Here is a 10,748-nt window from a genome sequence, read left to right on the forward strand (position 1 = left end):
AGGATTAAAAGGCTAAAGATAAATCTTCTGGTTAATATACTTTATAGTTAGACGACTTTTCAGTTCCGAAAAACCATTGGCAAGGTATTATTATTTCGTAGTTCATGGCAGAGAACGGAGTGTTTTTTTGCTCTTAAAAATTTTTCTTGAAGCAGGGCTTTTGTACTTTCTCCATTTAGACCTACTTTTACTGGAAAATTTTTGGCTTCTGTCTTGAATAAAATAAAGTTAACCATCTTGAATCACGCAATTTATACCAACCACCAATGAGCGTATTAGTCAATAAAAACTCCAAGATAATTGTACAGGGCTTTACAGGTTCTGAAGGTACCTTTCATGCCCAACAGATGATTGAGTACGGAACTGACGTTGTGGGAGGGGTAACCCCCGGCAAAGGAGGACAAACACACCTTGATCGCCCTGTGTTTAATACTGTCGCTGACGCTGTAAATGCAACAGGTGCTGATGTATCAATCATTTTTGTTCCGCCTGCTTTTGCGGGTGATGCAATTATGGAAGCTGCTGACGCGGGTATTAAAGTGATTGTATGTATCACGGAAGGTATTCCAACCAAAGACATGATGATGGCAAAACAGTACATCAGTACTAAAAATTGTCGTTTGATTGGACCCAACTGCCCAGGTGTAATGACTGCTGATGAATGTAAAGTTGGTATTATGCCGGGCTTTATCTTTAAAAAAGGTACTATCGGCATTGTTTCTAAATCGGGAACGTTAACGTATGAGGCAGTAGATCAGTTGACCAGAGCAGGGCTCGGTCAAACAACGGCTATCGGTATCGGTGGTGACCCGATTATTGGTACTACTACCAAAGAAGCTGTTGAATTGTTGATGAATGATCCCGAAACTGAAGGCATTGTAATGATTGGTGAAATCGGAGGAAGTATGGAAGCAGATGCTGCCCGTTGGATAAAAGAATTTGGTACAAAACCCGTCGTAGGTTTTATTGCCGGCCAAACAGCTCCGAAAGGACGTCGTATGGGCCACGCAGGTGCTATCATTGGCGGAGCCGATGATACCGCTGCCGCAAAAATGCGCATCATGCGTGAATGCGGTATTTTTGTAGTAGAATCACCTGCCCTTATCGGTGAAACTATGGTGAAAGCATTGGCGAAAGCCTAAGAAATACCATCGAAATTCGTAATTTTGCAGGCAGCTACCTTATAGGTTAGCTGCCTGTTTGTTTTGATAAAATCTGATTGTAGGTGAGAAACCGAACATTTGTACTTTATTTTCTGCTCCTTTTTTCTTCTATACTTTTGCTTTCTGCCAAAGCGAATGCTGAAGTAGGGCCGGATAAGCAATATTTCTTGGTAAAAGATTTGAGTCAGGAATGGTTGGTTTATGATCAGCGCGAGAAAGAATATATACCGTATGTTCCAGAACAACATAATACTCAATTGTCAATTAACACCATCATTGATTTAGAAAGCAACCTTCATTACGAACTTCTCATCTTCGTCGAAAAAGACAATTATCTTTTTTTTAATGGCTCCTTGCGGGAAAACTTAAAAGCAGGAACGTGGCGTGTCATGCGTATTGACAGTCTTTATAACATTTACCGAAGCCCTCAATTGATGATTACCCTCTATGGTACGCCGGGGCAAGTGGGTAAAACGGTACTGATTGGACATCGAAAAGCTGCGATTGAAAAACTCATTACAATTGAAGAACAATCTTTTCTTAATCTCAAACCAAGAGAAGAAGCTGTCATGTCTGATTTTTTTGTGATAGGCATGTTGCTTTTAATAGTGTTTGCCACCTACTTATTTAACGGCTATTCGCGTGCATTTGAACGTGCCTATAGTGTATCAGACTTATTTCAAGTGAATATTCGTGACGAGTCTTTTTTGATTAATAAGCCATTCAGCCGTGTTAATTTGCTTTTTGTTGGCTTCCTAAGTTTACAATTAGGGTACTTATACCTGTTTACCCAAGACAAACAATACAACTTATTTTCTTCTAAAGAATTATTATTGACCGGGCAGTCTCTCTCGGATGCCTGGTTTAACTACTTCAAAATTGCTCTTATTTGTTTTGCTTTTTTGGTAGGTAAATATTTCAGTTTATATATTTTAGGTACATTATATCGTCTGGAAGGGATAGCTAACATTCACTATTTCAAAATAATACAATCGTCGCTGTTGTTTTATACAACCTTGCTTTTGTTAACCTCATTAGCGTCCTTTTACGTTTTTGACTGGTCTTCTTTGGTTCGGCCTTTTATTATTATTCCCGGTATAATTTTTTATGTATTACGAGTGATTCTCATCTTCTTTACAATTAGCAACAGCACAACTGTTAAAAGTTTATATTTAATTTCTTACCTTTGCATCGTCGAATTAATCCCCCTCATCATCGGGGTAAGGTATGCCCTGTAAGAGAAGCGGGCCGCCCCACTAAATGTCTGATATGAGCGAAACTATTTTGATGCAGCAAGACCGATTGAACAAAGTAGAGAGTATTCTGGTGACCCAAGCTCGCCCTACCGACGAAAAATCCCCTTATTTTGAGTTGGCGAGCAGGTATAATCTCAAAGTTGATTTTCGTCCTTTTATCGAAGTTCAGGGCGTATCCTTTAAAGATTTTCGCAAGCAGCGGATTAACATCATGGAGCATACGGCTATTATTTTCACGAGCCGTAATGCCGTAGATCATTTCTTCCGAATCTGCAAAGAAGCTAAACTCGAGATGCCTGCTGAAATGAAGTATTTTTGTGTAACTGAGCAGACTGCCAATTACTTACAGAAGTATATTCAAATTCGGAAAAGGAAGATTTTTGCGGGACAGAAGACCGCCGCTGATTTGTTAGATTTAATCAAGAAACATAAAAGTGAAAAATTTTTGTTTCCCTGTTCCGACAAACGACGCAACGATATTCCCGAATTTATGGGTAATTATGAACTGCATTTGACCGAGGCAGTGATGTATGAAACTGTACCGTCTGACTTATCTGACTTAACGGAAGTTTTTTATGACATCATTTGCTTTTTCAGTCCTTCTGGAATCACGTCGTTGTTTCATAATTTTCCTGATTTTAAGCAAAACAAGACCCGTATTGCGGCGCTTGGTCCTACAACGGCCAAGGCTGTTACCGAAGCAGGACTAATTTTAGATATTGAAGCGCCCATGCCTAATGCTCCTTCTATGACAGGTGCATTGGAGATTTACATCAAAAAAGTAAACAATATTTAGCAGAAATTGTGGCAATAAAAGGACAACTATTTGTCTGTACTTTGCAACATTCAAACCATTTTATGCGTTAAGGTAAGGGTTGAGTTTTCAACCCTTTTTTTATATCAAATTTTTTTCGCTAATTGTCGTTTGTATTGCAAATACCCCATACTATATGAAATACCCACGGCTACTTCTATTATGTACTTTAGGTTGGTTAGGCCAATTGCCGGGCGTAAAAGCGCAGCAGGATCCTCAGTTTAGCCTATTTATGTATAATCAGCTTTATCTAAACCCGGCAACAGCCGGTGCTGACGGTAAGACACGTTTACAAATTATAAATCGTATGCAGTGGCAAGGGTATCAAACCACTACAGGCGACGGCGGTGCTCCCAATACCTTAATAGTTTCAGGAAGCATCCCACTTAATTTTGCTAAAAGCGCAGTAGGTATCCATTATGTGAATGATCGAATTGGAGCTACCGGGAGCCAGGAGGTACAACTCTCATATGCTTATCGTATGAATATAAATGAAAATACGCTGGCCTTGGGTGCAAGAATCGGTTTCCAAAATCGTTATATAGACTTTAGTAAGTTAGTAGCTCGCGAACCCGGTGATCCACTTATTCCTACGGGGCGGTTAGGTCAGACACAACCGGACATTGCCTTAGGTGCCTTTTATGATGCAACCACATTTTATATAGGTGCAAGTGTGAACCATTTAAATCAGCCTAAGTTCAGCTTAAGTGGTGATGCAAATAATGCACTGGCACCTAATGCTTACATTACTGCCGGTTACCGATTGGAACCTATCTATGGATTAGAGATTCAACCGATGGTGCTTGTTAAAACTCCACTCGGTTTTAGTCCTAAGACCCTATCAGTTGAAGGAGGAGTGATAGCTACTTGGGACGAATGGATATTTGGCGGAGTAACCTATCGCCTTCAGGATTCGTATAACATAATTGCGGGTATTAATATTCTGAGTAACAAAGCATTGCGAATAGGAGGAGCCGTAGATTTGATAGGGAAAAGCCGTGATATTAAAGCACCAGCTTCTTATGAAGTTATGATATCTTATGCCCTTCCTGCACTGACAAAAGGCAAGAAGACACCGGTACGCACACCAAGATTTAGATACTAATAGATTTTGTCAAAAAAACTATGCTCTTTAAAAACATTGATAAAATGCAAAACTTTTTTTCAGCAGTATATTCTTTGGCAGAATTATTGTAGGACCATAGATAACCGTTTGATAAAAAGTTGCGGGTTTTTTATTATTTTTGGGCAGTTTTTGTCATTTTTGATAGTGGAATAGGCCTCAGTTGGGCAAAAAACAGAGAAATTTTAAAAAAAAGCACACAATAAACACGTAGAACTTCGTTTCTATACTGAAATTTTGAATTTAAAGGGAATCAACCATGAGCAAAAGGGTATTTTTCGGCTATGCCACCAAAGGAGCTTGGATTGTAATGGTAGCGGTGATGCTGCAAAGCTGCGGTTTTATCAAGGACAAATTCGGCGGTAAAAACAGTAAAAGCAGCAAAAGCAGTAAGAAAGGAGCTAAGCCGGAAGTCGGCGTTCGTAACGGGGAAGTAATTGCGACAGGTCGTAAAGATTATAAGCAAGATACCCCTTATGGAATGGTATTGATTCCTTCAGGCTCATTTATGATGGGTCAGGCGGATGAAGATGTGGCTGCAACGCAAGTCAATTTTAATCGCCGAGTGACTATTACTTCGTTCTACATGGACGATACTGAAGTGACAAACCATGAGTATCGTCAATTTGTAAGTTCATTAATGACCGATTCATTGTCGGTATTAGGTGAAGAAGAAATTATGGCCAAGTATCATCCTGATACAACGGTTTGGAAAAAGGATTTTACGTATCATAACGGTGATCCGATGCTTGAATATTATTATTCGCATCCTGCTTTTGATACATATCCTGTTGTTGGTGTGAGCTGGAAAGCGGCTCGTTATTTTTCTGAGTGGCGATCTAATTTATACAATGATTATCGTGCAAAAGAAGGTAAATATCGCTCGCCTAAGTTCCGTCTGCCTACCGAAGCAGAATGGGAATGGGCTGCTCGCGGAGGCCGTGCTTCAGCTAAATATCCTTGGGGTAACCCTTACGTCGCTAACGGAAAAGGATGTTTCTTAGCGAACTTCAAGCCTCAAAGAGGTAATTATGATGCCGACGGTTATCCTTACACTGCTCCGGCTAATGCCTATAATGCCAATGACTATGGCCTTTATAACATGGCAGGTAACGTGGCGGAATGGACACTTGATGCCTACGCTGATAATGCAACTGTAGTGAACTGGGATATGAACCCAATGAATGATAATCCTGATGAGCCACGCAAAATTGTACGTGGAGGCTCTTGGAAAGATGTATCCTATTTCCTCGAAACAGGTACGAGAGGTTGGGAATACGAAGACAACAAACGTTCTTTTATTGGATTCCGTTGCGTAGTTGAAAACTTGGCTGGTCGCGCGGCTACTTCTCGTGGACGTAAAAGATAATTTGAAAATTCTTAAAAAATAGAAGGGGTGCTGCCCATCAAGCGGCACCTCACTTTTTGTATAACCGTAATTAATTATTTGTAACCGATTCTGTAAACCAATAATTCTTAAATTTTCATCATGGCAGCACAAAAGCAAGGTGTTTTCTGGAGTAAAATAGTCCCAACTGCTTATGCGCTCGGAGCAGCCGTTGTTATTATCGGCGCTTGGGCAAAAATAACGCACGTAGAAGGTGGGAGTGAGATTTTGACAGTTGGTCTTTTGACCGAAGCTTTCATTTTTGTTTTGTATGCAGTTCAAAGCTTTTTGTTTCCTGCTGGAGATGAATACGCGTGGGAAAAAGTCTACCCTGAATTAGCGGATGACGCTGCTCCCGTACCTTCTCGGAAAGAAGAGAAAAAAGGGGTTGGGCTGACCGCCAATATGGACAAAATGATGGCAGAAGCCAATATCTCACCTGATATTTTTAATAATCTTGGTAAAGGCTTCAAAAGCCTTACGGATACTGTTTCCAAAATTGGTGATTTAACCGATGCAACTGTAGCCACCAATGACTACGCTAAAAATGTGAAGAGTGCTTCGGGAGCGATTGGTGAAATGAACAAATCGTATGGTGTTGCTATCAATGCGATGTCTTCTATGGCAGATGCTACAAAAGATGCCCAACAATACCGTGACCAGTTTCAGACGATTACTAAAAATATGGGTGCTCTTAACGCCGTTTATGAATTGGAGTTGCAGGATACTACCAAACATTTGAAAGCAATGAACGCTTTCTATGGTAATCTGACTTCTGCCATGGCGAATATGGCCGATGCTACTAAAGAATCTCAGCAGTTCAAAGCGGAAATGTCGAAATTGACAACCAATATCAATGCTCTGAACAATGTATATGGCAATATGCTGACTGCAATGCGAGGATAATTAATTTGATAGTTCACAGTAAGCGGTTGATGGTCTCTTTGGCATATCTTCTGTTTGCAAAATAAAAAATACTCTTAAATAAACTGTAAACTATAAAATGGCAGGAGGAAAAGAGACACCCCGTCAGAAGATGATTGGGATGATGTACCTGGTACTGACAGCGATGTTGGCCTTGCAGGTAAGTTCGGCTTTGTTGGAAAAGTTCCAATTGTTGAACAATAGCATGGAGGTATCATCAAATGCTGCTAATAAAATCAACCAGAGAACAGTTGATAATATTCGGGAAAAAGTTGAAAAATCGGGTAACCGTGCTTTTGAAGTAGCAATTGTAAAGCAAGCTGAAGATGTCCGCAAAATAGCGAGCGGAATAATTTCGGAAATAGATGAGTTAAAAACTCATATCATTAACGAAGCGGGTGGCGGAGTAGATCCAGAAACCGGTAAAGTAAAAAATCCGAATGAAGAAGACAAAGTAGCTATTTACATGATTGGGGCAAGCAAGAATGGAAAAGCGTATGAGTTGAAGAATAAACTCAATGGATTTGTTGAACAAATGAATAAATTGGCCGGTACAAACTTTGCCCCATTAGCGTTGGATGGCAAAGATGATCCACTCGCCAAGCGTGATAAAGATCAGCGTAATAAAGATTTTGCCTCGGTTAATTTTGAGCAAACTCCCGTTCCGGCAGCATTGGCAGTATTGAGCCAACGTCAATCGGAAGTTCGCCGTTTGGAAGCAGAAGTTTTGGATGCTTTGGCCGCCAAAGTGGGTGCGAAAGACATCAAATTTGACAAAATTTTGGCAATGATCAGTGCGGAATCCAAAATAGTAGTGGCGGGTACTAAGTTTAAGGGAGAAATGTTTATTGCGGCATCTTCAAGCGCACTTACACCAAGAATGAGTTTAGGTGGAGCACCTTTAAAAATTCAGGATGGTAAAGGTATTATTGAGTTTACGGCACAAGGCGGTGCTTATGATAAAGATGGATTAGCCTCAAAAACACTTTCAGGGATAATTTCTTTCCCTACTCCAAGTGGAAGAGATACTACCATCTCAATGAAATACGATTATAAAGTAGCTCGACCTACTTATCAAATTGAGACTGGAACTTTGCCTCCATTGTATCTTGCCTGTAAAAACATATTAAGTGTACAAAGTGCGGCACTTGGTGCACTTTGGAACCCTTCTTTTGGAGGAAGTGGAGCAGAGTTTATCAATAATGGTAAAGGAAAGGTCATCATTGTTCCTAACAATAAAAATGTTACTTTGAACATTTCAAATCAAGGAAATTTGATGGGTAGTGAGCCATTCAGAGTGTCTCGTGTACCGCGTCCAAGATTAGAGTTTTATATCAACGGGACAATTGTAGATGACAAACGTCCGGTTGCGGCAAGTATGGCTCGCAGTATTTCCGTGAAAGCTATCCCTGATGAAGGATTTGCTAATTTCTCTCCTGAAGATGCTAACTTTCGGGTGGAGCAGATTGTGGTCAGATTAGCAAGTGGTAACCGTCCGAAAGGTCAACCTGTAGTGATTTCGGGTCAAAGTGGTTCTATTGCCAATTTAGCTGCTATAGCTGCTCCTGGTGATCGTCTTGTAGTTGAGATTTTAGGCGTAAAACGCAAAAATTTCAAGGGCGATATCGTTGATGCAGGGGTAGGTAATGAGACTCGTACAATTCCACTTAACTAACATTTTGTGAACTTGGTATGCAATTTGCAGGCAATTGTTCGTTAATGATTTAGTGATTTAAAACAGTAAAATCAAATGACAAGATTAAGCAGCTTATTGGGAAGTGTAGCCTTGGTAGCCTTAGCCGTAAGTGTAAAAGCCCAAGAAAAAGACACGAAAGGTGTCAATCCGCTGTCGGTCCGCGAAATAAGCGATGCCGATGTGATGATGAAGCGTACACTGTGGCGTCGGTTGGATTTACGGGAAAAGCAAAATCAACCTATGTTTTCAGTAGGAAATGAAATTACTAAGTATATCATGGATGCGGTAAAAGCCGGTCTTTTGGATGCTTACGTGGATCCTGACATGACTAAGAAAATGGCAATGGGTGACTTTAGCAAGTCGCTTCAAATGCCAAATCAAGGTCAAACGGTTACAGAAGATGAGTTGAAAGCGGGATTTGGAAATGAGAATGCCGCTCAGCCTGGCGACGGTTGGGGTGATGCAAAGAAAGACGATAAGAAGACGGCGAAACCTGCTGATGATGGCTGGGGAGCAACTACACCCAAAAAAGAAACACAGCCTGTAGATGATGGCTGGGGAACGCCGGTTCCAAAGAAAAAGACAACGGCAAAAGGAAAGAAAGGATTGGCTCAGGCTACTCCTCCTAAACCTAAGATTGATTCGACCGAAATCAAACGGAAAATCGCTGAAGAAGCTGCTGCCGCCGCCGCTGCTGCCGCTGCGAAAATGGAAGAAAATCAGTGGTTCCCAAAAGATGTAGCTATTCTTGAAATGAAGGAAGACTGGATTTTTGACCGTAAGCGCTCTCGTTTGGTGTATGATATTCAAACCATTACGTTGGTATTACCTGCTGAATTAAATCCAGGTGGTATTGAAAAACCAATTGCTACGTTCAAATACAAAGATTTGGATAAGTTATTCCGTAGTGATCCAAAGAAATTTATTTGGTTCAATGAATACAATACAGCACAGCACAAAAATTTAGCCGATGCCTTTGACCTCCGTTTGTTCAATGGACGTATCATTAAAACGTCTAACCCAATGGATCGTGACTTGATTACGATTTATGGTGGAGAAAAAGAAGCCCTTTGGAAATCAGTTCAACTTGAAAATGAATTGATGGAATTAGAACACGGCTTGTGGGAGTATTAATCTACTCAAGATGAAAATAATAGAAAGGCGGCCAATTTGGCCGCCTTTTTTATTGAAAAACTACGAAGGATATTCAATTGCAGTGCCTGTTTCCCGGTGAGTTTTAGATTCAAAAAGCCGCTTCCAACCTTCCTGTAAAAAGCCGATACCATAGCCAAACAATTGAACAAAAGCAGCTATAATGCTTAGAAATCCTACTTTTAGGCTGCCTGATTGGCGGGTTGCATCAATAAAAATGAGCAATTTATATAGTGCTAAGAATGCAATACCCGCATAAAAAAGCCATGGGTGGATCAGCCAAAGAAAAGGAATACTGATGCATCCAAGCGTAAAAAATAGTGGAAAAGTATGGACGAGTTTCAGTTCGTTGGGATAAAATCGAGCAATATTTATACGAGCTCGACCAAAGAAACGAAGTTGTCGAAAAAAAGCACCAAAATCTGTACGACGCTTATGATAAATAAAAGCTTCGGGTAGCAAAGCTGATTTAAAACCGAGACGCAGAGCTGTAATACTAAAAATGATGTCTTCACCCATACGACTGATTTGAAATCCGCTGGTTTGTTCCCAAACTTTACGGGAAAGACCCATATTGAAACTTCGAGGATGAAAAGTGCCTCCCAGATTACTTTTTTTTCCTCTGATTCCCCCAGTTGTAAATACAGAAGTCATCGAATAACTGATGGCTTTTTGAATGGGAGCAAAGCTTGGGTGGTCAGTGTCCGGGCCACCGTATACGTCTACGAATTGGGTATTTAAACGATTTTGAACGATTTCTAAGTAGTTGGCTTCTATCAGGGCATCTGAATCGAATAAAATGAAATAATCACCTTTTGCCCGCTCAAAACCATAATTTCTGGCAAACCCCTGTCCACCATTTTCTTTATAGAAATAGTAAATTTCCAGTCGATCTTTAAAAGATTGAACTACTTTTTCGCACTTTATTTTTGAACCGTCCTCAATAATAATTACCTCAAAATTTTTGAACGTTTGTTGTACTAAACATTCCAATAGTTCGGTCAATTCGTCAGGCCGATTATAAACGGGAATAATAATGCTGTATTTACGCATGACTCACTTTGATTTTGATGGCAAGTTAGTATTTTTACCAGTATGACCTTAACCTACTTTTTTAATAACAATAGTTTGTAATGCTTTAAGCGGCAATAGTGCCGAAATGATATAGTTCTTTGACTTTGGGATTATTTTTATGCTTGTCATGGTCAATACCAAACACGTCAAAAAATCTAT

At 40.2% G+C, this 10,748-nt stretch carries 9 protein-coding genes; 8 read left to right on the forward strand and 1 reads right to left on the reverse strand.

Going from position 1 to position 10,748, the window contains the following annotated elements; genetic code table 11:
- The first annotated feature begins 266 nt into the window (after positions 1–266).
- The 8 genes from sucD to gldN all read left to right on the forward strand — a co-directional run bounded on the left by sucD (position 267) and on the right by gldN (position 9,497).
- Entirely contained in the window at positions 267–1,142 is an 876-nt protein-coding gene (gene sucD / locus Q0081_RS17830) for a succinate--CoA ligase subunit alpha (RefSeq protein ID WP_298356172.1), read from the forward strand.
- 83 nt (positions 1,143–1,225) lie between these two features.
- On the forward strand, positions 1,226–2,401 hold the full coding sequence (locus Q0081_RS17835; protein WP_298356175.1) for a DUF4271 domain-containing protein: 1,176 nt from the start codon (positions 1,226–1,228) through the stop codon (positions 2,399–2,401).
- A gap of 31 nt (positions 2,402–2,432) precedes the next feature.
- Complete coding sequence (locus Q0081_RS17840) at positions 2,433–3,215, forward strand: uroporphyrinogen-III synthase (protein WP_298356177.1); 783 nt, start codon at positions 2,433–2,435, stop codon at positions 3,213–3,215.
- Positions 3,216–3,369: 154 nt separating this feature from the next.
- Positions 3,370–4,338: a type IX secretion system membrane protein PorP/SprF gene (locus Q0081_RS17845; RefSeq protein ID WP_298356180.1), complete on the forward strand. Its 969-nt coding sequence runs from the start codon at positions 3,370–3,372 to the stop codon at positions 4,336–4,338.
- A gap of 277 nt (positions 4,339–4,615) precedes the next feature.
- A complete protein-coding gene (locus tag Q0081_RS17850) occupies positions 4,616–5,725 on the forward strand; it encodes an SUMF1/EgtB/PvdO family nonheme iron enzyme (protein ID WP_298356183.1) in 1,110 nt (369 codons plus the stop codon).
- A gap of 120 nt (positions 5,726–5,845) precedes the next feature.
- Positions 5,846–6,649 carry a gliding motility protein GldL gene (gene gldL / locus Q0081_RS17855; RefSeq protein WP_298356186.1) on the forward strand — a complete coding sequence of 268 codons (804 nt, stop codon included), beginning with the start codon at positions 5,846–5,848 and terminating at the stop codon, positions 6,647–6,649.
- Between the two features lie 97 nt (positions 6,650–6,746).
- Positions 6,747–8,342, forward strand: coding sequence for a gliding motility protein GldM (gene gldM, locus Q0081_RS17860; RefSeq protein ID WP_298356189.1), 1,596 nt, complete (start codon positions 6,747–6,749; stop codon positions 8,340–8,342).
- Positions 8,343–8,417: 75 nt separating this feature from the next.
- On the forward strand, positions 8,418–9,497 hold the full coding sequence (gene gldN / locus Q0081_RS17865) for a gliding motility protein GldN (RefSeq protein ID WP_298356192.1): 1,080 nt from the start codon (positions 8,418–8,420) through the stop codon (positions 9,495–9,497).
- Positions 9,498–9,557: 60 nt separating this feature from the next.
- Here the strand turns inward: gldN and Q0081_RS17870 are convergent, their stop codons facing one another.
- A complete protein-coding gene (locus Q0081_RS17870; RefSeq protein WP_298356195.1) occupies positions 9,558–10,568 on the reverse strand; it encodes a glycosyltransferase family 2 protein in 1,011 nt (336 codons plus the stop codon).
- Positions 10,569–10,748 lie beyond the last annotated feature (180 nt).

The sequence above is a fragment of the Runella sp. genome (assembly GCF_027484545.1).
GTDB lineage: Bacteria > Bacteroidota > Bacteroidia > Cytophagales > Spirosomataceae > Runella.